Raw genomic sequence first — 25477 nt, 5'->3', positions numbered from 1 at the left:
GGCTGGCAGTCATCGATTGCTCGCGGCCGTCGACGGAAGTGCGGATGTGAATCTTCGATGTCCGGACCGGGCGCCTGCCGCGCGAGGAACACGTCGCGCACGGGCGCGGCAGCATCGACGACCTGCCGACTGTGTTCTCCGACGCCGAGGGCAGCTGGCAGACGAGCCTCGGCCTGTTCGCGATGGCCGAGACCTGCACCGGCCAGGACGGCTACTCGCTGCGCATGGACGGGCTGGAGCCGGGCTTCAATGGCCGCGCGCGCGAACGCCTGATCGTCATGCATGGCGCGGACCGCGCCGATCCTGCACAGGCGCGGCGACAGAGGCGGCTCGGTCGCAGCTGAGGCTGTCCGGCGGTGCGCGGTGCGGTCGCGCAGACGGTCATCGACGATCTCAAGGACGGCCAGCCGCCGTTCGCCTGCGCCGACGATCCGGCATGGCGCGACGGGTCGCGCCTGCTGCATTGCCCCCCCGCCCCGACTGAATGCTGCCGCCAGGCGCATCGCGGGCTTCACGCGTCGGGCGCAGCCTGTCGCGGCACGATGGCCGCATCTTTCGCCGAGGGTGCCTTCCATGAGCCGATTCCTGCCCACCCGCGCCCGGCCGTCCTCGTGGCGTTCTTCTCCGCGGTCGCTGCTGTGCGTCGTCGCGCTGCTGGCGGCCTGCCTGCCATGGCAGGTGCGGGCGCAGGGCACCGCCGCCGCGCCCGAAGCGCCGGTCGCGCTGACCGCCGACAGCGTCAATGGTGCCGGGCTCGACGCCGGCGATGCGGCATTGCTGCGGGCCCAGGTGCTGCTCGACCGTGCCCATTTCTCGCCGGGCGAGATCGATGCAGGCGCCGGCGGCAACACCCGGCAGGCGATCGCCGGGTTCCAGCGCCATCGGGGCCTGACGGCCAGCGGCGAGCTCGACGCCGACACCTGGGCCGCGCTGACCGACGGCGCGCCGCCGGCGCTGGTCACCCATGTACTGACCGCCGAGGACGTCGCCGGGCCCCATCGCGCCCTGCCCGCCGACATGATGGACAAGTCGAAGCTCGACGCGCTGGGCTACGAGAGCCTGGCCGAGGCACTGGGCGAACGCTTCCATGTGTCGCCGGCGCTGCTGGCGCGGCTCAATCCCGATGTGGAACTGCGGGCGGGCGCGCGCATCGTGGTCCCGAACGTCGACGATGCCGCGCCGCTGGCCGAGCCGGCCCGGGTCGTCGTCGACGACTCCGACGCGGTGCTGCGGCTGGTCGATGCCGAAGGCAAGGTCTACGCCCAGTTCCCGGCCTCGACCGGCAGCCGTCACGACCCGCTGCCGGTCGGCGAGTGGAAGGTCGAAGGTGTCGCCAGCAACCCGACGTTCCATTACAACCCGGACCTGTTCTGGGACGCCGACCCGGGACATGCGAAGGCGGTGCTGCCGCCCGGTCCCAACAACCCGGTCGGCGTGGTCTGGATCGACCTGTCGAAGCCGCATTACGGCATCCACGGCACGCCGGTGCCGGCGAACGTCGGCAAGACCGAATCGCATGGCTGCATCCGCCTGACGAACTGGAGCGCGCGCCGCGTCGCCGATGTCGTCAAGCCCGGAACGACCGTCGTCCTGCAGGAGTGAACGGCCGATGCGCGCGCTGATCCTGCTCGCGACGGCGGCGGTGCTGCTGGTGGCCGCGAACGTGGCGCTGTGGCTGTGGCGCGGCGAGCGCGCGGTCGCCGTGCCGGAACCGGTCCCATCTCCGGCAGCGGTCGCGCAGGACGAAAACGTGGCCCGCGACCTGCAGGCGATCGCGCCACCGGACGTCCGGGCGGCGCCGCTCCCACCGCCCGTCCCCACGGACGCCGCGATCCTGTCCGGCCCGCCGGCATCGCCGGCCGCGCCGTCCGATCCATCGTCCCCGCGACTGATCGTGCCGGTCGCCGGCATCGCGTACGCGCAGCTGTCCGATACCTTCGGCGACGCGCGCGGCGACGAACGGCGGCACGAAGCGCTGGACATCATGGCGGCGGCCGGCACGCCGGTACTGGCGGTGGCCGACGGCACCATCGAAAAGCTGTTCGACAGCGAACGCGGCGGCCTGACGATCTACCAGTTCGAGCCCGGCGGCCGTTACGCGTACTACTACGCGCACCTGCAGGACTACGCGCCCGGCCTGGCCGAAGGCGCGACGGTGCGGCAGGGCCAGGTCATCGGCCATGTCGGCAGCACCGGCAACGCCGATCCCGCCGCGCCGCACCTGCATTTCGCGATCTTCCGCCTGGGACCCGAGCGCCGGTGGTGGGAGGGCGAGCCGGTCAATCCGTATCCGCTGCTGGGCGATACGCCGGTACGTTGATCTGCCGATCTGACGGCCGACGTGCGCGGTGTCCGGATCTGAAGAGACGCGGAGTCGGAGGGGCTCCATCCATGGAGCGGACATAGGGCGGGCCTCGACCCGCCAATCTTGTCGACCGGCCTGGCGGGTCGGGACCCACCCTGCGCGGACCAGGCGCCCAGCGGTCAGGCGGAGAACCGAAGTCGGGCCGTGGCCGTTCGCGGACAGCGCTTCAGCGCAGCAGCGGCTGCAGCGCCGGCCACACGTGGTCGAGGATCGCCGGCTGCGCCTCGACGGTCGGGTGCAGGTTGTCGTCCTGGAAATTGGCGCGATCCTCGGCGACCGGTTCCAGAAGGAACGGCAGCAGCGCGGTGTCGAACAGCTGCGCGAGGTCGCGGTAGTTCTGCTCGAAGCCGGCGGTGTAGTCCGGGCCGAGGTTCGGCGGCATGCGCATGCCGACCAGCAGCACCCGGGCGCCGACGTGCTGCGAGGCGCCGATCATCCGCGCCAGGTTGCGCCGCGCCTCCGCCAGCGGGAGGCCGCGCAGGCCGTCGTTGGCGCCGAGCGCGATGATCACGACGTCCGGCTGGAGGCGCACCACCTCGGTGGCGATCCGCGACGCGCCGCCGGCGCTGGTCTCGCCGGAGATGCTGGCGTTGACGACCCGCCAGCCCGGCGTGGTGGCGTCGAGCTGCTGCTGCAGCAGCGAGACCCAGCCCTGCGCGGCCGCCATGCCGTAGCCGGCGGACAGCGAATCGCCCATGACCAGCAGGGTGTGGGCGGGCGCATCCGCCGGCGGCGTGGACGCCGGCTGCGCCTGCGCCTGTGCTACAACCGACAGCGACAGCAGGCAGGCCACCGCCCAGCGCAGCCAGCGCGGTTGCATCCGGCGCCTGGTGGCCGCAGTTCCCTGGTGCATTCCCGATGTGCGCATCTGTCTCTCCGGTCGTTGCGGTGCCCCGGCGCCGGCGGACCGCTGGGCACGCGCCATGAATCTTCGTTACCGGCCCCCGCCCGCGGGGGCCCCCATGCAGGAAGGACTATGGCCGACGCCACCCCGACACAAGCTGAAACCGACCGCCGCACCGCCCGTCGCGACCATCCCGTGCTCGAGGTGCGGGGCCTCGGCAAGCGGGTCCCGCTGCCGTCGGGCGAACTGACGATCCTTGCCGACGTCGGTTTCACCATCGCGCACGGCGACACCGTGGCGATCGTCGGTGCGTCGGGCTCGGGCAAGAGCACGCTGCTGTCGCTGCTGGCGGGGCTGGACACGCCGAGCAGCGGCACGGTGGTGCTCGATGGCGAGGCGATCTCCGGCCTCGACGAGGACGGCCGGGCGCGCGTGCGTGGCGAGAAGGTCGGCTTCGTGTTCCAGAGCTTCCAGCTGCTGCCGTCGCTGAACGCACTGGAGAACGTAATGCTGCCGCTGGAGCTGCGCGGCGACGCCGACGTCGAGGGACCGGCGCGCGAGGTGCTGGCGCGCGTCGGCCTGGGCGAGCGCCTGCACCACTATCCGCGGCAGTTGTCGGGCGGCGAGCAGCAGCGCGTTGCCTTGGCGCGCGCGTTCGTGACCCGGCCGTCGCTGCTGTTCGCCGACGAACCGACCGGCAACCTCGACACCGCGACCGGGCAGGCGATCATCGAGCTGCTGTTTGCGCTCAACGCCGATGCCGGCACCACGCTGGTGCTGGTCACCCACGACGACCACCTGGCCGAACGCTGCGCGCGCCGGCTGCGCATCGACAGCGGCCGGCTGGTCGCCGACGAGGCCGGCGCATGAGGGTGCCGATGCTCGCGTGGCGCCAGCTGCGCCGCGACTTCGCCGCCGGCGACATCCGCATCCTGTTCGCGGCGCTGGTGCTGGCGGTGGTCGCGGTGACCGCGGTCGGCTTCGTCACCGACCGCGCCGAGCGCGCGCTGGCGATCGAGGCCAACCGCCTGCTCGGCGGCGACGCGGTGGTGCGCGGCGACGCGCCGATCGCAGGCGCGGTCCGCGATGCCGCGACCGCGCCGGGACTGCAGCATGTCGACACCGTCGAGCTCGACAGCATGATCCGGGTCGGCGAGGGCGACGGCGCCAACCTGCGTCTTGGCGACCTGCGCGCGCTCGGCGACGGCTTCCCGCTGCGCGGCAGCTTCCGCATCGTCGGCGCCGATGGCGTCGAACGCGACGCGGCCGCGGTCCCCGAACCCGGCACGCTGTGGATGAGCCGCGCCGGCGCCGACACGCTGGGCGCGGCGGTCGGCGACAGCGTCGGCATCGGCACGCGCACGTTCCGCCTGACCGCGCTGGTGGTGCAGGAGCCCGACGCGTCGATCGACTACTTCAACGTCGCGCCGAAGGTGTTCCTGCACCTGTCGGACCTCGAATCGACCGGGCTGGTGCAGCTCGGCAGCCGCATCCGCTACCGCCTCGTCGTCGCCGGCGACGCGAGCGCGGTCGACCGTTTCGTCGCCACCGCGCGCGGTGCGCTCGGCCGCGGCCAGCGCATCGAGACCATCGGCGACGCGCGCCCGGAAGTGCGCTCCTCGCTCGACCGCGCCGGCCGCTTCCTCGGCCTGGCCGCGCTGGTGTCGGTGATCCTGGCCGCGGTCGCCGTGGCGATGGCGGCGCGCCAGCACAGCGAGCGGCACCTGTCGTCGGTCGCGGTGATGCGCTGCCTCGGCGCGCGGCAGCGCACGCTGGTCGGCATCCACGTCGGCGAACTGCTGCTGCTCGGCGGCATCGCGTGCACGCTCGGCGTCGCACTCGCCTTCGCCCTGCAGTGGGGCGTCGGCCGCTGGCTGGAGGCCGAGCTCGGGCTGTCGATCCCGGCGGCCGGCTGGCTGCCCGCACTGCAGGGCTACGGCGTCGGCCTGGTCGTGCTGATGGCCTTCGGCGCGCCGCCGGTGCTGGCGCTGCGCCGGGTGCCGGCGCTGCGCGTGCTGCGCCGCGACCTCGACGGCACCGAACCCAGCGCCTGGCTGGTCGCGCTGGCCGGGCTCGGCGGCCTCGCGGCGCTGCTGTGGTGGAAGGCCGGCTCGGCGACGCTCGGCGGCGCGATGCTGCTCGGCATCCTGGCGACGTTCGCGGTACTCGCGCTGCTGGCGTGGCTGCTGATCCTGGTCGTGCGCGCGCTGCGCACGCGCCTGCGCGGCAGCCTGCGCTACGGCCTGGCCAACGTCAGCCGGCGCGCCTCGACCAGCATCGCCCAGATCAGCGCGCTCGGCCTCGGCCTGATGGCGCTGCTGCTGCTGACCTTCGTGCGCACCGACCTGCTCGACCGCTGGCAGCTCGCGCTCGGCCAAGAGGCGCCGAACCGCTTCATCGTCAACGTGCAGCCCGACCAGCTGGACGCGGTGCGCGCCTTCATCGCCGGGCAGGGGGTCGACGCCCCGGTGCTGTTCCCGATGGTCCGTGCGCGTCTGGTCGAGCGCAACGGCGAAGCGGTGCGCGGCGACGACTACCTCGGCCGCACCGGCGACGCCGAGCAGGACCGGCAGTCGCAGCGCCGCGCCGAGCGCGAGTTCAACCTGTCGATGCAGACCGACCTGCGCGACGACAACCGCGTCACCGCGGGGACGTTCTGGGGCGCGCGCGTGCCTGCGAGCCCGGAGATCTCGGTCGAGGAGAACTTCGCCAACGACCTGGGCTGGCGGATCGGCGACCGCATCGCCTTCGACATCGCCGGCCAGCGCTTCGAGGCGCCGATCACCAGCCTGCGCAGCGTCGAATGGGAGAGCTTCCGCCCGAACTTCTTCGTCGTCGCATCCCCCGGCGCCCTCGACGGCTATCCGGCCAGCCACATCACCGCGGTGCGGGTGCCGCCGGAAGTGCCGCGCTTCACCGCCGACCTGGTGCGCCAGTTCCCGAACCTGTCGGTGGTCGACATCGACGCGGTGCTGGAGCAGGTGCGCAGCACCGCCGACCAGGTCTCGACCGTGGTCCAGGTGGTGTTCTGGTTCTCGCTGGTCGCCGGCGTGCTGGTGCTGCTGGCCGCGGTCAGCGCCAGCCAGGACGAGCGCCTGCTCGAAGGCGGGGTGATGCGCGTGCTCGGCGGACGCCGCGCGCAGCTGCGCATGGCGCAGGCCTCGGAGTTCGCCGCGATCGGCCTGTTGTCGGGCCTGGTCGCGGCGATCGCCGCCTCGGTGCTGGCCGGCGTCGTCGCGGTGCAGGTCTTCGACCTGCCGTGGCGGCCGAACTGGCTGCTGGCCGTGGTCGGCGGCGGCCTCGGCGTGCTGGTCACCCTGCTGGCCGGGCTGTGGGCCACGCGCCGGGTGCTGGACGCGCCGCCGTCGGTGACGCTGCGGGAGCTGCAGAACTGACGCAGGCGTCACCGCGGCGGACCTGACGGGCGGGACGATCGGCGTGGTGGCCGTCCCGCTCCGCGTTACTCCACCGGATCCTCCGACGTCGCCCCGAACCGCCGCGCGTAGTCGCGTTCGGCGCTGACCCGCAGCACTTCGCCGGTGGCGACGTCCGGCGCGCCGTAGACGGCGTAGACGATGGCGCCGTCCTTGCGGCCGACCGCGTGCAGACGGTAGCGCGACTGGCCGCTGCCGGTTTCCGGCGGGTAGTGGACCGGCGGTTCGCTGCCGTCGAGGTCGAGTTCGTTGTTGTCGATGACGCCGTCGACGAACAGGGCACGGATGGGCATCGCGGTCTCCTTGGGTGGTGGCGGGAAGTCGCCGCCATCGTGCCGGCGCGGATGTTGCCGTGGCATCAACGCGGCGTTGCTGCGCCGCTGTCGCCCTTGCCGGCCGCCCCGTGCCGGTAGAATCCGCGGCTCGTGCCGCCACGGGATGCCCATGTCCGACCCTGCCCTCGATACCCTGTTCCTGCCGCTGGTGCAGGGCCTGCTGCCGTGGCCGCGGGACGGTGCGCTGTTCCTGCGCGCGCGCGCCGGTATCGCCACCACCGGCGGACGCTGGCCGGGGCTGGTCTGCGAACAGAGCTTCCGGCCGCTGCACGAGTCGCTGCAGCGCGCCGGACTGGACGTGCTGCCGGGCGACGAAGGCGACGCCGCGCTGCCGCGCAAGCCGCTGGTGCTGGTGCTGCCGCCGCGCCAGCGCGACGAATCGCGCGCGGTGCTGGCGCGCGCGCTGCAGGCGGTGACGCCCGGCGGCCGGGTGGTCGCCAGCGTGGCCAACGACGAGGGCGCGAAGTCCGCGCAGGCGGACCTGGCGCGGGTCGCCGGCAACGTCGCGTCGCTGTCGAAGCACAAGTGCCGGGTGTTCTGGGCGCAGGCCGGCGACACCGTGGACGGCGCGCTGGTCGACGAGTGGGCGGCGCTGGATGCGCCGCGGCCGATCCTCGGCGGACGCTTCGTCAGCCGGCCCGGCGTGTTCGCCTGGGACCGCATCGATCCCGCGTCGGCCCTGCTCGCCGCGCACCTGCCCGGGACGCTGGCCGGACGCGGCGCCGACCTGGGCGCTGGCTACGGCTTCCTGTCGGCGGAACTGCTGCAGCGTTGCCCCGGCGTGACCGCGCTCGACGTGTACGAGGCCGAGGGCCGCGCGCTGGCACTGGCCCGGCAGAACCTGGACGCGCTCGGCGCGGCCGCCGCCATCGGCTACCACTGGCGCGACGTCACCGCCGGGCTGCCGCAGTCGTACGATTTCATCGTCAGCAATCCGCCGTTCCATGCGCATGGCCGCGAAGGCCGCCCCGACATCGGGCGTGCGTTCATCGCCGCCGCCGCGGCCGCGCTCAGGCCCGGCGGCGCGCTGTGGCTGGTCGCCAACCGGCACCTGCCGTACGAGGAGGTGCTGGACGCGCGCTTCGGCGAGGTGCGCGAGGTCGCGTCCAGCGGCGCGTTCAAGGTGATCCACGCGGTCCGCGCGCGCGGGGCGCCGGCGGGAGCGCGCGCGTGAAGCTGGTCAGGCTGCTGGCCAACCTCGGCTACGGCAGCCGCAAGCAGGTCGCGTGGATGTTCCGCGAGGGCCGGGTCACCGACGCCGCCGGCGAGGTGCTGTACGCCGACGACCGGGTGGGGCACGACGACATCCGCGTCGACGGCGAACCGCTCGATCCGCCGCAGGGCCTGGCCCTGCTGCTGCACAAGCCGGCGGGATATACCTGCTCGAACAAGGACACCGGCCGGCTGGTGTACGACCTGCTGCCGCCACGGTTCCGGCTGCGCGCGCCGGCGCTGTCGAGCGTCGGCCGCCTCGACCGCGACACCAGCGGGCTGCTGCTGTTCACCGACGACGGCCAGCTGCTGCACCGGATCATCTCGCCGAAGGCCGGGCTGCCGAAGGTCTACGAGGCCACGCTGGCCACGCCGCTGCGCGGCGACGAGGCGGCCCTGTTCGCCAGCGGCGCGATGCTACTGGAAGCGGAGGCCACGCCGCTGAAGCCGGCCGTGCTCGAGGTGCTGGCGCCGACCCGCGCGCGGTTGATCATCACCGAGGGCCGCTACCACCAGGTGCGGCGCATGTTCGCCGCGGTCGGCAACCACGTCGAGGCGCTGCACCGCAGCCGGGTCGGCGGGCTGTCGCTGGGCGATCTCGGGGAAGGGCAATGGCGCCGGCTCGATGCGGCGGATCTGGACGCGGTGTTCGCCTAGTGTCGCGACACCAGGCTGCGCGGACACCGGGTCAGAGTTGAACGCCACGGACTCGGCGCCGTCATGCCCGCGCAGGCGGGCATCCAGCGTCTTTCGGACGGGCTGAGCGGCTTGAAGTCACTGGATGCCCGCCTGCGCGGGCATGACGGATCGCGAGTGTCGGGCTTGAATCGGTGCCAGTCGGATCTTCTCAGCCTTCCCAGCGCCGCAGCACCAAGCTGGCGTTGGTGCCGCCGAAGCCGAAGCTGTTCGACAGCGCGGTGCGCAGTTCGGCCGGCCGGCTCTCGCGCACCAGCGGCAGTCCTTCCGCTTCCGGGTCGATCGTGTCGACGTTGATCGAGCCGGCGATGAAGCCGCGCTGCAGCATCAGCAGGCAGAAGATCGCCTCGTGCACGCTGGTCGCGCCCAGCGAGTGGCCGGTCAGCGACTTGGTCGAGGAGAACGGCGGCATCGCGTCGCCGAAGACCGTGCGCATCGCACGCAGTTCGCTGCCGTCGCCGACCGGGGTCGAGGTGCCGTGGGTGTTGACGTAGTCGATGCCGCCGTCGAGCCCATCGAGGGCCATGCGCATGCAGGCGACCGCGCCATCGCCCGACGGCGCGACCATGTCCACGCCGTCGGAACTGGCGCCGAAGCCGACCAGTTCGCCGAGGATCGTCGCGCCGCGCGCCTGCGCGTGCTCCAGGCTCTCGAGCACCAGCGCGCCGCCGCCGCCGGCGATGACGAAGCCGTCGCGGTCGGTGTCGTAGGCGCGCGAGGCGCGTTCGGGGGTGTCGTTGTACCTGCTCGACAGCGCGCCCATGCCGTCGAACAGCATCGCCATGCCCCAGTGCACCTCCTCGCCGCCGCCGGCGAACACCACGTCCTGCAGGCCGGCCCGGATCTGCTGCGCGGCGACGCCGATGCAGTGCGCCGACGTGGCGCAGGCCGAGCAGATCGAGTAGTTCAGCCCCTTGATGGCGAACGCGGTGGCCAGGCACGCGGACACCGTCGAGTTCATCGTGCGCGTGACCTGGTAGGGGCCGACCCGGCGCACGCCCTTCTCGCGCAGGGTGTCGGCCGCGCCGATCAGGTTTTCCGGCGAACCGCCGCCCGAGCCCATGATCAGGCCGGTGCGCGGATGCGAGATCTCCGCCTGCGACAGCCCCGACTGCGCGATCGCGTCCTTCAGGGCGAGATAGGCGAACGCGGCGGCGTCGCCCATGAAGCGCAGCAGCTTGCGGTCGATGGCGGCGTCCAGGTCGACCTGCGGGCGGCCGGACACCTGGCTGCGCAGGCCCATCCGCGCGTAGGACGCGTCGTGGGTGATGCCGGAGGTGCCGTCGCGCAGCGCCGCGGCGACGGTCTCGAGGTCGTTGCCGATGCACGAGACGATGCCCGCGCCGGTGATGACCACGCGCCGGCCGTGCGCGGCGCGGTTCATGCGTCGCCTTCCCGCTTGAACAGGCCCACGCGCAGGTCGGTCGCGGTGTAGATCTCCTGGCCGTCGACCAGCATCCGCGCATCGGCGATGCCGAGGATCAGCCGGCGCCGGATCACCCGCTTGATGTCGATCTCGTAGCGGACCAGCTTCGCGTCCGGGCCCACCTCGCCGGTGAACTTGACCTCGCCCACGCCCAGCGCGCGCCCGCGCCCGGGCAGGTCCTGCCAGGTCAGGTAGAAGCCGACCAGCTGCCACATCGCGTCCAGGCCCAGGCAGCCGGGCATCACCGGATCGCCGTGGAAATGGCACTGGAAGAACCACAGGTCGGGGCGCACGTCGAGTTCGGCGCGGACCTGGCCCAGGCCGTGCGGGCCGCCGTCGTCGTCGATGTGGGTGATGCGGTCGAACATCAGCATCGGCGGCGCGGGCAGGCGGCCGCGGCCGGGTCCGAACAGCGTGCCGTCTCCGGATGCGATCAGTTGCGCGTAGCTGAAGGACGCCTTCATCGGATCGACCACCCGTGCACGCGTGGGGAACGCGTTTGTCCGATTATCGCGGAACGGGCACGGCATTGCCCGTACGCACGGGTACGCTGCGCTCGGGACGACACGGGCTGCGTAATGCGCGCGGGCGATCGGCCGTACCGGCGTCATCCGCGCTATCGATGCGGCCCCGCGGCCAGTGTCAGCCGGTGGACGCCGCCGCGTCCTCGGCGGCATGCGCCAGCATGTCCAGCAGCATGTCGCGCACGTGGGCATCGTCGGTCGCGTACAGCACCCGGCGCTGGCGGCGTTCGCCGCGCACCAGGCGCGCGCCGCGCAGCAGCCGCAGGTGGTGGCTGACCAGCGGCTGCGACGCCCCGGTGCGGCTGGCGATCTCGCCGACGGCGACCGGCCCCTCGACGCAGGCCAGCAGCACCCGCAGGCGGGTCGGGTCGCCGAGCAGCCGGAAGGTCTCGGCGAGGATCGCGATGCGCGCGTCGTCGCCGCCGGTCATCGGGCCGCGCCGTGCGGGGCGGGGCCGCGGTCGTCGTGGACATGGCCGGCGTGCCCGTGCGCATCGCCATCGTCAGCGGTGTGCGCGTGCGCCGCGCCCGGCCCGTCGCCACGCTCCAGCGTGCACTGCGCCTGCGGCGCATGCACGACCTCGACGGTGGTGTGGCCGATCGCGAAACGCCCGGCCAGCGCCTGCTTGACCGCGGGCACCACGCGCGCCGGTTCGGCATCTTCGGCCAACGTGAGTTCCAGCGTCGCCAGCACCTTGCCCGAGGTGATCGACCACACGTGCACGTGGTCGACCGCGGCGACGCCGTCGATCTCCTCGATCAGGTGGGCGCGCAGGGTGCCGATGTCGATGTCCGGCGGCGTGCCCTCCATCAGGATGTGGAAGGCGCCCCGCAGCAGCGACCACGCGCTGCGCAGGATCAGCAGGCAGACCAGCACCGACAGGATCGGGTCGATCGGCATCCAGCCGGTGAAGTGGATCACCAGCGCCGCGACGATCGCCGCGACCGAGCCCAGCAGGTCGCCGAGCACGTGCAGCGTCGCGCCGCGGATGTTGACGTGCGACTGGTCGCCGCGATGCAGGATCCAGAACACCAGGCAGTTGACCAGCAGGCCGACGACCGCGACCGCGAGCATCGGCCCGGCCAGTACTTCGCCGGGGCTGCGCAGGCGCTGGACCGCCTCCCAGACGATCCACGCCACCAGCGCGAACAGGGTCATCGCGTTGACCAGCCCGGCCAGCACCTCGAAACGCATGTAGCCGAAGGTCCTGCGCGCATCCGACGCGCGCCGGCCGATGCGGAAGCCGACCCAGGCCAGCGCCAGCGCCGCGGCGTCGGTCAGCATGTGGCCGGCATCCGCGATCAGTGCCAGCGAGCCCGACAGCACGCCGCCGACCACCTCGACCAGCATGAAGCCCGCGGTCAGCAGGAAGCCGGTCAGGACCACGCGTTCGTTGCGTGCCGACACCGTGGGCGCGTGGCCGTGCGTGCCATGGGCATGGCCGTGGGCGCCGTGGTCGTGGTGTTCGTGCTGGTGGTGTGCGTGGGACATGCGCGGACGGTCCGCTGCCGAGTGATCAAATATATAAACATATGTTTATATTAATTTGAAGCCCGGGTGCACTGCACATCCTCCGGGATGGCCGGATCCGCGTTCGGCCGGCGCGAAACACTCCGCGTGCCCGCGTCGTCCGCCATTCCGGCCTCTTTCTGCGTTCGCGGGGCATTGCGCCCTTTACGGGGGAGCAAACCCGAGGATCGGGGCTATCAGGAGAGGCGAAGCGGTTCAGAATGCGCGCATGGCCGTTTCCCCATCGTCTTCCGTTCCCGCGCGCGCCGCGCCCGCTGCCCCCGTCCACGCACCGACCGTCGGCATCGTCGGCAGCGCCGGCGCCTACGGGCGCTGGCTGCGCCGCTTCTTCGAGGAACGCATGGACCTGCGCGTACTCGGCCACGATCCCGCGGCGCCGGACAGCGACCCGCTGGAGCGCGTGCTCGAAGCGGCCGACGTGCTGGTGTTCGCCGCGCCGATCCGGGTCACCGTCGCGGTCATCGACGCCTGCGTCGCGCGTTCGGGCGGCCGCGAGCGGGGCCGGCTGTGGCTGGACGTGACCTCGCTGAAGCAGGCGCCGGTCGCGGCGATGCTGCGTTCGCGCGCCGAGGTGGCCGGCCTGCATCCGATGGCCGCGCCGCCGAAATCGCCGACCCTCGCCGGGCGCGTGGTCGTGGTCTGCGAGGCGCGCCTGGACCGCTGGCGGCCGTGGCTGCAGCGGATGCTGGCCGCGCTGCAGGGCGAGACCGTGCAGGCCGACGCCGCGCACCACGACCGGGTCATGGCACTGGTGCAGGGGCTGGTGCACGCCGGCCATCTCGGCCAGGCCGGCGTGCTGCAGGCGCAGGCCGCCGACCTCGGCCCGCTGGCGGCGCTGATGCCGTTCCGCTCGGCCTCGTTCGAGCTGGACGCGGCGATGATCGCGCGCATCCTGTCGATGAACCCGGCGATCTACGAGGACATCCAGTTCGGCAACCCGCATGTCGCCGACGTGCTGGGCCAGCTGTCGGCGCGGATCGCGCGGCTGCATGCGCTGGTGCTGCAGGGCGACGACGCGGCGCGCGCCGAGTTCCGGCAGTGGCTGGCGTCGCTGCGCGCGGGCATCGGCGACGACGCGCTGGCGCAGGGCAACTACACCTTCGAGCGGGTCGGTTACCTGCTCGCGGACCTGGCCGGCGAGCGCTTCGTCAGCGTGCACCTGCCGCTGGACCGCCCCGGCTCGCTGCGCGACCTGCTGCACCTGTTCGAGCGCCACGGGGTGAACCTCGGTTCGATCCATTCCTCGCGCACGCTGGCGGGCGAGCTGCACTTCCGCATCGGCCTGCCGGGCGACTGCGATCCACGGGCGCTGGCCGCGGCCGTGGCCGACGTCGATGCCAGCGGGACGGGGCGGGTGATCGAGCGCGGGTAGGCCGGCGCCACGCCGCCGACGGGGCGTTCCCGGGATGACGGCCGCTTCGGGCCGACCTGCGTCTGGCCGCGCCTGATCCGTAGGTCGGCGCCACGCCGCCGACGGGGGCATTCCCGAGGCGTCGGCCGCTTCGGGCCGACCTGCGTCCGACCGCGCCTGACCCGTAGGTCGGCGCTATGCCGCCGACGGGGCGTTCCCGAGGTGTCGGCCGCTTCGGGCCGACCTGCGTCTGGCCGCGCCTGACCCGTAGGTCGGCGCTACGCCGCCGACGGGGCGTTCCCGGGGCGTCGGCCGCTTCGGGCCGACCTACATCCCTGCAGCAGCCGCTCCCAGCCGTCGCGCCCCAGCTTCTCCAGGGTCGCGATGTTGCGTTCCACGATCGCGTCCGGGTCGGGAAAGATGTCCACCGCGCGGCTGATGCTGTCCTCGCGCAGCAGGTGCAGGGTCGGGTACGGCGCGCGGTTGGTGCAGTTGCCGACGTCGTCGGGCGCGGTGCCGGCGAACTGGTAGTGCGGATGGAAGCTGGCGACCTGCAGCTCGCCCTCCAGGCCGAGCGCCTCGACCAGCGCGTCGGCGTCGTCGAGGAAGTCGTTGTAGTCGAGAAAGTCGGCCAGCACCCGCGGATGCACGATCAGCGTGGTGTCGACGGCCTCGGCCGGTGTCTCGCGCAGGTAGGCGAGTTCCTCGCCGAGCTGCAGCAGCAGGTCTTCGGCCGTGGTCGCCTCGCTGAGCACGAAGCGCACCTGGTCCTTGACGTACACCGCCTTGGCGAACGGGCACAGGTTCAGGCCGATCACCGCGCGCTCGAGCCAGCGCCGGGTCGCGGCGATCGGGTCGTCCGCGCCAGCTTCCGGTGGCAGCATCGCGCGGCGCTCAGTCGCGGAAGTTGTCGAACTGCAGCGGCAGTTCGAACTCGGTGGCGCGCAGCAGCGCCATCGCCGCCTGCAGGTCGTCGCGCTTCTTGCCGGTCACGCGCAGCTTGTCGCCGTTGATCTGGCTGTCGACCTTGAGCTTGGCGCCCTTGAGCGTGGTCTGGATCTTCTTCGCCAGGTCGCGCTCGATGCCCTGCTTGACGGTGACCTTCTGCCGCGCGCCGGCCAGATTGGTGTCGATGTCGCCGAACTCCAGGCAGCGGATGTCGATCTTCCGCGCGGCCAGGCGCTGGCGCAGGATCTCGGTCATCTGCTGGATCTGGAACTCGCTGGGCGCGGACTGGGTGATGACCGACTCCTCGCGCTCGAACTTCGCATCGACGCCCTTGAAGTCGAAGCGCGTGGTCAGCTCGCGGTTGGCCTGGTCGACGGCATTGGTCAGTTCGTGGGTGTCGACTTCGGAGACGATGTCGAAGGACGGCATGGCGGGGTTCCTGCGTTGCTGCGTGGAGGCGCGCAGGTTACCGCAGCCGCGCGCCACGCACTGTTCCAGGCGCCGTTGCCGCACCCGCGACGCCCGCGGGTCCACACTATCGGTTTGCCACACGAGGAACCTTCCCCATGCACGCCACGCCCGCCTATGCCGCCGCCGACGCCGCCTCGCCGCTGGCCCCGACCACCATCGAGCGCCGCCCGCCGGGCCCGGCCGAAGTGCTGATCGACATCCTCTACTGCGGCGTCTGCCATTCCGACCTGCACCAGGTCCGCGACGAGTGGGGCGGGGCGATCTTCCCGATGGTGCCGGGGCACGAGATCGTCGGCCGCGTCGCCGAGGTGGGTGGTGCGGTGACGAAGTTCGCGGTCGGCGATGCGGTCGGCGTCGGCTGCTTCGTTGACTCCTGCCGCCACTGCGCGCAGTGCGAGGCCGGCGAGGAGCAGTTCTGCGAACAGGGCATGACCGGCACCTACAACGCGATGGCGCGCGACGGCAGCGGCCCGACCTACGGCGGCTACTCGACCCGCATTACCGTCGACCAGGATTACGTGCTGCGGATCCCCGAGGGGCTGCCGCTCGACGCCGCGGCGCCGCTGCTGTGCGCCGGCATCACCACCTACTCGCCGCTGCGCCACTTCGGGGTCGAGGCGGGCGACGAGGTCGCGGTGGTCGGCCTCGGCGGGCTGGGCCACATGGCGGTCAAGCTGGCCGCGGCGATGGGCGCGCGCGTCACCGTGCTCAGCACCTCGGAGTCCAAGCGCGACGACGCGCTGGCGCTCGGCGCGCACGCGTTCGCCGCGACCCGCGACAAGGCCACGTTCAAGGCGCTGGCGAAGTCCTTCGATTTCATCGTCGACAGCGTGTCCGCGCCGCACGACTACAACGCCTACCTGTCGCTGCTGAAGACCGACGGCACGATGATCCTGCTCGGCATCCCGGAGACGCCGGCGCCGGTCGCCGCGGCGGCGCTGATCATGCAGCGCCGGCGGCTGACCGGCTCGCTGATCGGCGGCATCCGCGAGACCCAGGAGATGCTCGATTTCTGCGCCGGGCACGGCATCGCCGCCGACATCGAGCTGATCGACATCGCCGACATCAATACCGCCTACGCGCGCATGCTCAAGGGCGACGTGCACTACCGCTTCGTCATCGACATCGCCAGCCTGTCGCGCTGAGCCCGTGCGCGCGCCGGGTGCCCGGCGCGCGCGTCCGTGCGAGGATGCGCGGCCCGCCCCAGGCTGCGTACGCATGTCCCGCTCCGCCACATCCCGCAACGATGCCCGCGCCGCCGCATTGTGGATGCTGTTCGCGGTGCTCGCGTTCGCGGGCATGGACGCCGGCATGAAGTGGATCGCCAACGACTATTCGGCGTTCCAGGTGGCGACCTTCCGCAGCCTGGCGACGCTGCCGCTGGTCCTGGCCTGGATCGCGCTGCGCGGCCGCGCCGGCAGCCTGCTGCACGTGCACTGGCCGCTGCACCTGCTGCGCGGCCTGCTCGGGGTCGGCATGATCGCCGGCTTCGTCTACGGCCTGGCACGGATGCCGCTGTCGACCGCGTACGCCATCGTGTTCGTGTCGCCGCTGATGGTCACCGCACTGGCGGTGCCGCTGCTGGGCGAGAAGGTCGGCCCGCGGCGCTGGACCGCGATCGCGCTCGGCGTCGTCGGCGTGCTGGTGGTGCTGCGCCCGACCGGCGAGGGCGTGGCCACGCTCGCCGGCCTGGCCGTGGTCGGCGGCGCGCTGTGCTACGCGGTCGCGTCGATCACCGTGCGCAAGCTGGCCCAGCGCGACAGCCCCGAGGCGCTGGTGTTCTGGTTCCTGGTGCTGATGGCGCTGTTCGCCGGCGCGCTCGCGTGGCCCGACTGGCAGCCGCTGCAGCGCGGGCACTGGTGGGTGCTGGGCCTGATCGGCGTGACCGGCGCGCTCGGGCAGGTCGGGCTGACCCATGCGTTCCGCCTCGGCGAGGCCAGCCAGGTCGCGCCGCTGGAATACACGGCGCTGGTCTGGGTGGTGCTGCTGGACCTCGTGGTCTGGCAGGTGCTGCCCGACGGCATGACCTGGCTGGGCGCGGCGATCATCGTCGCCAGCGGCCTGTACATGTTCCGCCGCGAGCGGGTGTTGGCCAAGGGCGGCGCGCCGGTCGACGGCGAGGTCAAGCGCCTGGATCGCACGCCGCCGCCGTAGCGCGGCAGCCGGCACGGACGGTGCCGGTTGCCGCGCCGTGGCCGGGACGACGACCGCGCGCGCATGCCCGGGCGGGCGTCCCGAGGCGCGGAGAGGCGGCGCATGCCGGCCCTGCTCGCCTTCTGCACGCCGCAACCGGCATGCTGGCGCGATGCCGATCCTGCTGCTGTTCCTCGTCCTGTTGCTCCTGCTGTGCGCCGCGGTACTGCTGTGGCCGCTGGCGCTGTGGAACCGCTATCGCGTCGGCACGTCGCGGCGGCGGCCGCTGCGCTGGCTGACCCGGCTCAACGCGGTCCTGATCCCGGCGTCGACGCTGCTGTTCCTGGGCGCGATGCTGGCGACCAGCCTGCTGGTCGACCATGCCTTCGCCTATGCCGCGATCGGCGTGCTGGCCGGCCTGCTGCTCGGCGGTCTGGGCTGGGCACTGACCCGGGTCGAGCACCAGCCGGGCAACGTCTGGTACACGCCCAACCGCTGGCTGGTGCTGGGGCTGACCCTGGTGGTGGTTGCACGCATCGGCGTGGCGATCTGGCAACTGGTGCAGCGCATGTCCGGCCAGCACGAGGCACTGGCGCAATGGGGCCTGCTCGGCGACCAGGCCAGCCTGTTCGCGGTCGCCGGCCTGGTCCTGGGCTACCACGCCGCCTATGCCTGGTTGCTGCAGCGGCGGCTGGGGCGCTGGCTGCGCTGAGCGGGTGAGAGCATCGCCTGCCTCGCGCGACCGTCGTCGAATGCCCGTGGTGGCGGCGCGGACGCCTGATGCCGCCGTCTGTCGGGTCCGGGCGCCGTTTCCCGTTCCCTGGAGATGGTCCGCAGTGCGCGGACGTCGTCATGGAGCGTTCGAATGCGTGTTGTTCCTTTTCTGTTTCTGGGTTGCGCCCTGGTCTGCGCCGCGTCCGCCACTGCGGTCGCCGGCGGCCAGGTCACCCCGTCCGCTGACGATGCCGCCGGCCAGCGGCGCCTTCCCGTCCTCACCGCCGACGTCGGCGACGCCGCCTCGTTCGGGCGTACGCTGCGCTGGCTTGGCGTGATGCAGGCCGACGTCGCACTCGACCCTGTCTGCGACCCCAGCCTGACCACCAGCGGCACCACCCAGGCCACGCGCTGCGTGGTCGCGCTGCCCGCGCCGCAGACGAGCTATTTCCAGCACGATGCCGTGGTCCGCATCCGCCTGCCGGCCAACGCCAGCCATTCGCTGCTGTGCCCGTGGCTGTCGCCGTATCTGCGTGCGACCTACGCCAATCCGAATCCACCAGGCGGGGCCGCCGTCGTCGGCCGGCTGTCGGTACGCCCGACGTTGACCATCGACAACGCGGCCCTGTCCGCGCCCGGACTGGTGGACCCCAACACCGACGCGCCGCTGGCCGGCCGGCTGACGATCCCGCTGACCGCGACCGAGACCCTGGAGCTGCCGTTGCCGGCCGATACCCGCGTCGTGCGCCACGAGCGCGACTCGTCGGTATGCATCGCCGGCATCTCGCGGCGCCTGCTCACCACGAGCTACGGACTGAGCGCGGCGCAGGCCGACGCGTTCTTCGCCAACCCGATGACGGTCGGCCTGGACATCGGCGGCAGCCTGCAATACATCGAGGACGGCTGGCTCACGTTCGGGTTGCGCCTGATCGGCGACTGAAACCGCCATTGGCGTCCGGGGGAAGGCTGCTTCCGGCGCCGCCTTGCGGATATCGTGCAGGCGATGCCCCACAGGAAACGTCGTCGCCGATCACCGGAAGTTTCGATCGTAGGTCGGGGCAACGCCCCCGACGCCGGGAATTACGGCCCGAGCGCGCAGGCGGGATCCAGCGTCACCTCGTGGATCCGGACGTCGCGCGCGTCGGCCGCGCGGGGCCGACCTACGCAGGATCGGGGTGGCCATCTTCCCCGGACTTCGGAGAAGAACCAAAAAAAGGACCCGCCGAAGCGGGTCCTTCCGGGCACGACTCTGGAGAGAGAGGATCAGAAGCGTGCGCCGATACCCACGCCGACGGTCCACGGATCGAGCTTGAGTTCCTGTCCGGTGTTGGCGCCGGCCTCGCGTACGTCCGCGCGGCTGCGCAGGTAGCGGGCGTCGGCGCGCGCGAACCAGGTCGGGGTGATGTTCATGTCCAGGCCGACGGTGCCGATCGCGCCCTTGGGCGTGGTCAGGCCGACATGGTCGCCACCGGGGTTGAGGTCTTCCCCGCTGATGTTGGAGTGGTGGTAGCCCAGGCCCACGAACGGGCGGAAGGTGTTGTCCGCCTGGCCGAAGTGGTACTGGCCGCTGAGCGCGATCGGCTGCTGCTCGACGGTGCCGATCTTGCCTTCCGGCCCGCGCACGCGGTGGTCGAACTTGTCCAGCGCGCCCCACAGCTCGGCGCTGATGTTGTCGGTGAAGTGGTAGGACACCGAGGCGGTCGGCGTCGGGCCGCCGTCGACCTCGATGCCGTCGTTGCTGCTGTGCTTGGTCGGCTGCAGCAACGTCGCGCCGCCGACGATCGAGACGCGCTTGCCCGACGCGGTGTCGCCGCCGTTCGGGGCGAAGCTGTCCTGGGCGAAGGCCGCCGACGAGACGGCGAAGGTTGCCAGGGTGGCAAGGGCCAGTGCACGCGGGCTCGATTTCAGGATGTTCGACTTCAACATGGGGAGTTCTCCTCTGGGTTCTGCAGCGCCGGCACCGCGGGGGCGGGCCGGCGATCGCGTTGTCGCGCCCGGCGGAGCCGGCGTCGCGACCTTCCTCTGCGGGAAGGCGGGGCCATGCTGGCGAGCGTCGGCTGAATCGCCGGTTTGCGGTTCCTGAAGGCAATCGAACTCTTCACGGCGTCTTCGGGAACCTGCGCACCGCGTTCAGCAGGAAGCCGTTCGCGGCGCGGTTCGTGATGCGTATCGCCGTGGAGGACTGGCTGTACCGCGCACAAATGGCACGGTGGCGAAGGTGCGCGGCCGGGGGGCGACGGGGGGCCGGCGCGCGGTCGCGGACCGCCGCGCCAGACAACAGTTGGCGCGGCGCGGGCAGGGGGCCACAATAGCGGGCCCCGACATGCCCGGAGGGCCGCATGGCCGACCTGAAAGAAGCACGCGTTCCCGACATTGGCGGGTATGACGATGTCCCGGTGATCGAGGTGCTGGTCGCGGTCGGCGATACCGTCGCGGTCGACCAGGGCCTGGTGACGCTGGAATCGGACAAGGCGACGATGGAAGTACCGTCGTCGGTTGCAGGCGTGGTGAAGGAACTGAAGGTCAAGGTCGGCGACACGCTGTCGGAAGGCGGCGTGGTCGCGATCATCGAGAGTGCGGACGCCGGCGCGGACGAGAGCGCCGGTGCGGGCGGGAGCACCGGCGAAGGCGAGGCACAGCCGCCGCGTGCCGAGCCCGAAGCACCGCAGGACGTGCGGCCGGCCGCGGAAACCGGCGCACAGGTGGCGCCGGTCGAGGTGTCGCAGACGCCGGACAACATCGCCCAGGCCTCGATCGACAACAGCCAGGCCGGTGCTCAGGCGGGCAGCGGCCAGCCACCGGTGCGTTTCGACGCCGACGCGATCCTGCCCGACAAGGTGCCCTATGCCAGCCCCGCGGTGCGGCTGTTTGCGCGCGAGCTCGGCGTCGACCTGGCGCAGGTCAAGGGCAGCGCCCGCGCCGGCCGCATCGTCCGCGAGGACGTGCAGCAGTACGTCAAGGGCGTGCTGGCCGGCGGCGCGAAGACGGCGGCCGGTGCGCCTGCGGTGGGCGGTGGCGGCCTGAACCTGCTGCCGTGGCCGAAGGTCGACTTCGCCAAGTTCGGCGAGGTCGAGACCCAGGAACTGGGCCGCATCCAGAAGATCTCCGCGGCCAACCTCGCGCGCAACTGGGCGATGATCCCGCACGTCACCCAGCACGACGATGCCGACATCACCGATCTCGAGGCGCTGCGCGTGCAGCTCAACAAGGAAAACGAGAAGGCCGGCATCAAGCTGACCATGCTCGCGTTCCTGATCAAGGCCTCGGTCGCGGTGCTCAAGCAGTATCCGCGTTTCAACAGCTCGCTCGACGCGGCCGGCGAGACGCTGACGCTGAAGAAGTACTTCCACATCGGTTTCGCCGCCGACACGCCCAACGGCCTGGTGGTGCCGGTGATCCGCGATGCCGACAGGAAGGGCGTCATCGAGATCGCGCAGGAGACCTCGGCGCTGGCGAAGAAGGCGCGCGAGGGCAAGCTCGGCCCGGCCGACATGCAGGGCGGCTGCTTCTCGATCAGCTCGCTGGGCGGCATCGGCGGCACCAGCTTCACGCCGATCGTCAACGCGCCGGAAGTGGCGATCCTCGGCGTGTCGAAGTCGTCGATCAAGCCGGTCTGGGACGGCAAGGCGTTCCAGCCGCGCCTGGTCCTGCCGCTGTCGCTGTCCTACGACCATCGCGTCATCGACGGCGCCGCGGCCGCGCGCTTCGCCGCGACCCTCGCGCAGCTGCTCGGCGACATGCGCCGGGTGCTGCTGTAAGCCCGGGGGCGCCCGGCGTGGGCGAGGCGTCCCCGCGCGAACAGGCGCGCCTGACGGTGCGTCCGGCGGAAGTCGCCGACATCCCGGCGATCGTCGCGCTGTCCGAGCGCGTGTACGGCGTCGACGGCGGCTATACCGTCGAGATGCTGACCGGACAGATCGCGCAGTTCCCGCAGGGCATGTTCGTCGCGATCTACGAGGATGTCGCGGTCGGCTACTGCGCGACGTTCCGCATCGACGAGAAGAGCGCGATGGCGCCGCACCGCTGGCTGGAGATCTCCGGCGGCGGCTATGCGTCGCGGCACCTGTCGACCGGCGACTGGCTGTACGGCATGGAGGTCTGCGTCGACCCGCAGCATCGCGGCCTGCGCATCGGCCGGCGGCTGTACGAACTGCGCAAGCGGCTGTGCCAGGAGCTCGGGCTCAAGGGCATCGTGTTCGGCGGCCGCCTGCCCGGCTTCGCGCGCCGCGCGAAGCGCTACGGCGGTGACGTGCGCGCCTATGTCGACGACGTCCGCGCCGGCCGCATCCGCGACCGCGCGCTGAGCTTCCAGCTGCGCAACGGCTTCGAGCTGATCGGCGTGCTGCCCGGCTACCAGCCGTCCGACCTCGAGTCGCGCGGCTACGCGGCGCACCTGGTCTGGCGCAATCCCAAGATCGATCCCAACGCCAGCACCCGCGGCAGCCAGCGGCCGTTGCCCGATTCGGTACGCGTAGCGACGGTGCAGTACCAGCAGCGGCGCGTGGCCTCGTTCGACGAGTTCGCGACCCAGGTCGAATACTTCGTCGACATCGCCGCCGACTACCGCGCCGATTTCGTGGTGTTCCCGGAACTGTTCACGCTGCAGTTGCTGTCGGTCGAGAACCGGCCGCTGTCGCCGCAGGACTCGATGCTGGCGCTGACCGGCTATACCGAGCGCTTCGCGACGCTGCTCAGCGAGCTGGCGGTGCGCCACAACATCAACATCATCGGCGGCTCGCATCCCACGCGCACCAATGCCGGCGCCGACGCCCAGGTGCGCAACATCTGCTACGTCGCGCTGCGCGACGGTTCGCTGCACACCCGCGACAAGCTGCATCCCACGCCCAACGAACGCACCTGGTGGGGCATCGGCGGCGGCGACAGCGCGCAGGCGATCATCACCGACTGCGGGCCGATCGGGGTGATGATCTGCTACGACAGCGAATTCCCCGAACTCGGCCGCCACCTCGTCGACCAGGGCGCGATGATCCTGTTCGTGCCGTTCTGCACCGATACCCGCGAGGGCTACCTGCGGGTGCGCTACTGCTCGCAGGCGCGCGCGATCGAGAACCAGTGCTACGTGGTGCTGTCGGGCAACGTCGGCAACCTGCCGGGCGTCAACAACTTCGACATCCAGTACGCGCAGAGCTGCATCCTGACGCCGAGCGATTTCCCGTTCGCGCGCGACGGCATCGCCGCCGACACCACGCCGAACGTCGAGCAGGTGGCCTTCGCCGACCTGCGCCTCAACGACCTGACCGTTGCCCGCAACGACGGCACGGTACAGAACCTCAACGATCGCCGCCACGATCTCTACTCGCTGACCTGGGCCCGGCGCCCGGCGTCGCGCGTGGCGGCCCCCGATCCGACGCAACCCCCGGAGAACCCGTGATGGCCAAGACCCTCGAAGTGAAAGTCCCCGACATTGGCGGCTACGACGACGTGCCGGTGATCGAGGTGCTGGTCGCGGTCGGCGATACCGTCGCGGTCGACCAGGGCCTGGTGACGCTGGAATCGGACAAGGCGACGATGGAAGTGCCGTCGTCGGCTGCAGGCGTGGTGAAGGAACTGAAGGTCAAGGTCGGCGACACGCTGTCGGAAGGCAGTGTGGTCGCGATCGTGGAGAGCGGTGATGCCAAGGATGCGGCGACCGAATCACCTCTCCCGCCTGCGGGAGAGGTCGACGCGCAGCGCGCGTCGGGTGAGGGCAAAGGCGACAAAGCGTCCCCACCCCAATCCTCCCCCGCGAGCGGGGGAGGGAGCAAAGGCGACGCCCCCGGCAGCAACCCCCCCGTCACCCGCTCGCACCGTGCACCCGCCGAGCCGGAACCGGTCAAGGCCTCGCCGTCGACCGGCCGCAAGGCCGACGTCGAATGCCGCATCGTCGTGCTCGGCTCCGGTCCCGGCGGCTACACCGCGGCGTTCCGCGCCGCCGACCTTGGCCTGGATACCGTGCTGATCGAGCGCTATGCCACGCTCGGCGGCGTCTGCCTCAATGTCGGCTGCATTCCGTCGAAGGCGCTGCTGCATGCCGCCGAGGTCATCGACCAGGCCAGGCATGCGTCCGATTACGGCGTCGAGTTCGGCGCGCCGACGATCGCGCTCGACAAGCTGCGCGCCTACAAGGAGAAGGTCGTCGGCCAGCTGACCAAGGGCCTGGCCGGCATGGCCAAGCAGCGCAAGGTCCGCGTGGTCACCGGTACCGGCCAGTTCGTGTCGGCGAACGAGATCGAGGTGACCGGCGACGACGGCAAGACCACGCTGGTCCGTTTCGAGCAGTGCGTCATCGCCGCCGGCTCGCAGGCGCTGAAGCTTCCCGGCTTCCCGTGGGACGACCCACGGGTCATGGATTCGACCGACGCGCTGGAACTGGCCGAGACGCCGGACAAGCTGCTGGTCGTCGGTGGCGGCATCATCGGCCTGGAGATGGCGACGGTCTACCACGCGCTCGGCGCCGAGGTCACCGTCGTCGAACTCGCCGACCAGCTGATGCCCGGCGCCGACAAGGACCTGGTCAAGCCGCTGGCCGACCGGCTGAAGAAGCAGGGCGTGTCGGTGCACCTGAAGACCAAGGTGGTCGAGGCCAAGGCGGACTCGAGCGGCATCGTCGTCACGTTCGACGGCGACAGCATTCCCGACACCAAGCTCTTTGATCGCGTGCTGGTCGCCGTCGGCCGCACGCCCAACGGCGCGAAGATCGGCGCGGGCAACGCCGGCGTGCGGGTCGGCGAGCGCGGTTTCATCGCCGTCGATGCGCAGATGCGCACCAACGTGCCGCACATCTTCGCGATCGGCGACCTCGTCGGCCAGCCGATGCTGGCGCACAAGGCCACGCACGAGGGCAAGCTGGCCGCGGAAGTCGCCGCAGGAGAGAAGAAGGAGTGGGTCGCGCGGGTGATCCCGTCGGTCGCCTACACCGATCCGGAGATCGCGTGGGTCGGCATCACCGAGACCGAGGCCAAGGCCAAGGGCCTGAAGGTCGGCGTCGGCAAGTTCCCGTGGGCCGCCAGCGGCCGCGCGATCGGCATCGGCCGCACCGAGGGCTTCACCAAGCTGATCTTCGACGAGGCCACGCACCGCATCGTCGGCGCCGGCATCGTGGGCGTGCATGCCGGCGACCTGATCGCCGAGGCCGCGCTGGCGATCGAGATGGGCGCCGAGGTCGCCGACATCGGCCACACCATCCACCCGCATCCCACGCTCAGCGAATCGGTGGCGATGGCCGCCGAGGTCTACGACGGCACCATCACCGACCTCTACATCCCGAAGAAGAAATAGGTTCTTCGCCCGGCCGAGAGGCTGCGAGTCAATCGCCGGAGGTAGGGCGGGTCCCGACCCGCCACGCCGGGCGACACAATGGCGGGTCGAGACCCGCCCTTGTGTCTTGGAGTCAGCCCTGATCAGGCAGACTCTCCCGGTGATCCGGGAGGTTCCGACGATGCCGTACCCGCCCTGAAGCCATCGAGCTTGTTGCGTAGATTCGGCACGTCGGAA

Annotated in this window: 24 protein-coding genes; 15 read left to right on the top strand and 9 right to left on the bottom strand. The window is 71.6% G+C overall.

Annotation, left to right across the window (positions count from 1 at the left end):
- Positions 1-50 precede the first annotated feature (50 nt).
- From LDO26_RS16570 to LDO26_RS16560, 3 genes are all read left to right on the top strand, one after another.
- A complete protein-coding gene (locus LDO26_RS16570; RefSeq protein WP_343226187.1) occupies positions 51-344 on the top strand; it encodes a murein L,D-transpeptidase catalytic domain-containing protein in 294 nt (97 codons plus the stop codon).
- A gap of 229 nt (positions 345-573) precedes the next feature.
- Positions 574-1602 carry a L,D-transpeptidase family protein gene (locus LDO26_RS16565; RefSeq protein WP_232132205.1) on the top strand — a complete coding sequence of 343 codons (1029 nt, stop codon included), beginning with the start codon at positions 574-576 and terminating at the stop codon, positions 1600-1602.
- A gap of 16 nt (positions 1603-1618) precedes the next feature.
- Positions 1619-2320 carry a M23 family metallopeptidase gene (locus LDO26_RS16560; protein ID WP_435594116.1) on the top strand — a complete coding sequence of 234 codons (702 nt, stop codon included), beginning with the start codon at positions 1619-1621 and terminating at the stop codon, positions 2318-2320.
- Between the two features lie 211 nt (positions 2321-2531).
- On the opposite strand, the gene LDO26_RS16555 is transcribed toward LDO26_RS16560, so the two are convergent.
- Entirely contained in the window at positions 2532-3233 is a 702-nt protein-coding gene (locus tag LDO26_RS16555) for an arylesterase (protein ID WP_232132203.1), read from the bottom strand.
- A gap of 108 nt (positions 3234-3341) precedes the next feature.
- On the opposite strand from LDO26_RS16555, the gene LDO26_RS16550 reads away from it, so the two are divergent.
- Together LDO26_RS16550 and LDO26_RS16545 are read left to right on the top strand one after the other, a co-directional pair.
- Complete coding sequence (locus LDO26_RS16550; RefSeq protein ID WP_232132202.1) at positions 3342-4079, top strand: ABC transporter ATP-binding protein; 738 nt, start codon at positions 3342-3344, stop codon at positions 4077-4079.
- Positions 4076-6604, top strand: a complete 2529-nt coding sequence (locus LDO26_RS16545; protein ID WP_232132201.1) for an ABC transporter permease — start codon at positions 4076-4078, stop codon at positions 6602-6604. The genes LDO26_RS16550 and LDO26_RS16545 overlap by 4 nt, the downstream gene beginning before the upstream one ends.
- 65 nt (positions 6605-6669) lie before the next feature.
- On the opposite strand, the gene LDO26_RS16540 is transcribed toward LDO26_RS16545, so the two are convergent.
- Entirely contained in the window at positions 6670-6930 is a 261-nt protein-coding gene (locus LDO26_RS16540) for a hypothetical protein (protein ID WP_232132224.1), read from the bottom strand.
- Between the two features lie 157 nt (positions 6931-7087).
- Here LDO26_RS16540 and LDO26_RS16535 point away from each other — a divergent pair, with 157 nt between their 5' ends.
- Positions 7088-8152 (top strand): class I SAM-dependent methyltransferase, encoded by a 1065-nt coding sequence (locus tag LDO26_RS16535; RefSeq protein WP_435594115.1) that lies wholly within the window; start codon positions 7088-7090, stop codon positions 8150-8152.
- Entirely contained in the window at positions 8149-8847 is a 699-nt protein-coding gene (locus LDO26_RS16530) for a pseudouridine synthase (RefSeq protein WP_232132199.1), read from the top strand. Before LDO26_RS16535 ends, LDO26_RS16530 begins: the two co-directional genes overlap by 4 nt.
- A 190-nt stretch (positions 8848-9037) precedes the next feature.
- On the opposite strand, the gene fabB is transcribed toward LDO26_RS16530, so the two are convergent.
- The 4 genes from fabB to LDO26_RS16510 form a co-directional block, all read right to left on the bottom strand.
- Entirely contained in the window at positions 9038-10270 is a 1233-nt protein-coding gene (gene fabB, locus LDO26_RS16525; RefSeq protein WP_232132198.1) for a beta-ketoacyl-ACP synthase I, read from the bottom strand.
- The gene (gene fabA, locus LDO26_RS16520) at positions 10267-10776 is read right to left on the bottom strand and encodes a 3-hydroxyacyl-[acyl-carrier-protein] dehydratase FabA (RefSeq protein ID WP_232132197.1); all 510 of its coding nucleotides are present in this window, start codon (positions 10774-10776) and stop codon (positions 10267-10269) included. The genes fabB and fabA overlap by 4 nt, the downstream gene beginning before the upstream one ends.
- A gap of 178 nt (positions 10777-10954) precedes the next feature.
- Positions 10955-11266 carry an ArsR/SmtB family transcription factor gene (locus LDO26_RS16515; protein WP_232132196.1) on the bottom strand — a complete coding sequence of 104 codons (312 nt, stop codon included), beginning with the start codon at positions 11264-11266 and terminating at the stop codon, positions 10955-10957.
- Positions 11263-12327, bottom strand: a complete 1065-nt coding sequence (locus LDO26_RS16510; protein WP_232132195.1) for a cation diffusion facilitator family transporter — start codon at positions 12325-12327, stop codon at positions 11263-11265. Before LDO26_RS16510 ends, LDO26_RS16515 begins: the two co-directional genes overlap by 4 nt.
- 247 nt (positions 12328-12574) lie before the next feature.
- On the opposite strand from LDO26_RS16510, the gene LDO26_RS16505 reads away from it, so the two are divergent.
- Positions 12575-13738: a prephenate dehydrogenase gene (locus LDO26_RS16505; protein ID WP_232132194.1), complete on the top strand. Its 1164-nt coding sequence runs from the start codon at positions 12575-12577 to the stop codon at positions 13736-13738.
- 257 nt (positions 13739-13995) lie between these two features.
- On the opposite strand, the gene LDO26_RS16500 is transcribed toward LDO26_RS16505, so the two are convergent.
- On the bottom strand, positions 13996-14601 hold the full coding sequence (locus LDO26_RS16500; RefSeq protein ID WP_232132193.1) for a DUF1415 domain-containing protein: 606 nt from the start codon (positions 14599-14601) through the stop codon (positions 13996-13998).
- 10 nt (positions 14602-14611) lie between these two features.
- Complete coding sequence (locus LDO26_RS16495; protein WP_232132192.1) at positions 14612-15094, bottom strand: YajQ family cyclic di-GMP-binding protein; 483 nt, start codon at positions 15092-15094, stop codon at positions 14612-14614.
- A 137-nt stretch (positions 15095-15231) separates the two neighbouring features.
- Between LDO26_RS16495 and LDO26_RS16490 the strand changes: the two genes are divergently transcribed.
- The 4 genes from LDO26_RS16490 to LDO26_RS16475 all read left to right on the top strand — a co-directional run bounded on the left by LDO26_RS16490 (position 15232) and on the right by LDO26_RS16475 (position 18923).
- Positions 15232-16281 (top strand): NAD(P)-dependent alcohol dehydrogenase, encoded by a 1050-nt coding sequence (locus LDO26_RS16490; RefSeq protein ID WP_232132191.1) that lies wholly within the window; start codon positions 15232-15234, stop codon positions 16279-16281.
- 73 nt (positions 16282-16354) lie between these two features.
- On the top strand, positions 16355-17290 hold the full coding sequence (locus LDO26_RS16485; RefSeq protein ID WP_232132190.1) for a DMT family transporter: 936 nt from the start codon (positions 16355-16357) through the stop codon (positions 17288-17290).
- A 151-nt stretch (positions 17291-17441) separates the two neighbouring features.
- Positions 17442-17981: a DUF1453 domain-containing protein gene (locus tag LDO26_RS16480; RefSeq protein WP_232132189.1), complete on the top strand. Its 540-nt coding sequence runs from the start codon at positions 17442-17444 to the stop codon at positions 17979-17981.
- A gap of 153 nt (positions 17982-18134) precedes the next feature.
- Entirely contained in the window at positions 18135-18923 is a 789-nt protein-coding gene (locus LDO26_RS16475; protein WP_232132188.1) for a hypothetical protein, read from the top strand.
- A gap of 323 nt (positions 18924-19246) precedes the next feature.
- Here the strand turns inward: LDO26_RS16475 and LDO26_RS16470 are convergent, their stop codons facing one another.
- On the bottom strand, positions 19247-19909 hold the full coding sequence (locus LDO26_RS16470) for an OmpW/AlkL family protein (RefSeq protein WP_232132187.1): 663 nt from the start codon (positions 19907-19909) through the stop codon (positions 19247-19249).
- 413 nt (positions 19910-20322) lie between these two features.
- Between LDO26_RS16470 and LDO26_RS16465 the strand changes: the two genes are divergently transcribed.
- From LDO26_RS16465 to lpdA, 3 genes are read left to right on the top strand one after another with little or no spacing between them, the layout of a single operon-like run.
- Positions 20323-21741 carry a dihydrolipoyllysine-residue acetyltransferase gene (locus tag LDO26_RS16465; protein ID WP_232132186.1) on the top strand — a complete coding sequence of 473 codons (1419 nt, stop codon included), beginning with the start codon at positions 20323-20325 and terminating at the stop codon, positions 21739-21741.
- 17 nt (positions 21742-21758) lie between these two features.
- Positions 21759-23375 carry a GNAT family N-acetyltransferase gene (locus tag LDO26_RS16460; RefSeq protein ID WP_232132185.1) on the top strand — a complete coding sequence of 539 codons (1617 nt, stop codon included), beginning with the start codon at positions 21759-21761 and terminating at the stop codon, positions 23373-23375.
- Positions 23375-25261 (top strand): dihydrolipoyl dehydrogenase, encoded by a 1887-nt coding sequence (lpdA, locus tag LDO26_RS16455; RefSeq protein WP_232132184.1) that lies wholly within the window; start codon positions 23375-23377, stop codon positions 25259-25261. Before LDO26_RS16460 ends, lpdA begins: the two co-directional genes overlap by 1 nt.
- Positions 25262-25477: the final 216 nt, after the last annotated feature.

The organism is Proluteimonas luteida (assembly GCF_021191695.1).
Taxonomy (GTDB): domain Bacteria; phylum Pseudomonadota; class Gammaproteobacteria; order Xanthomonadales; family Xanthomonadaceae; genus Luteimonas; species Luteimonas luteida.
Note: the sequence above shows the minus strand (reverse complement) of the source record. Positions and strands in the feature narration are given on the sequence as shown.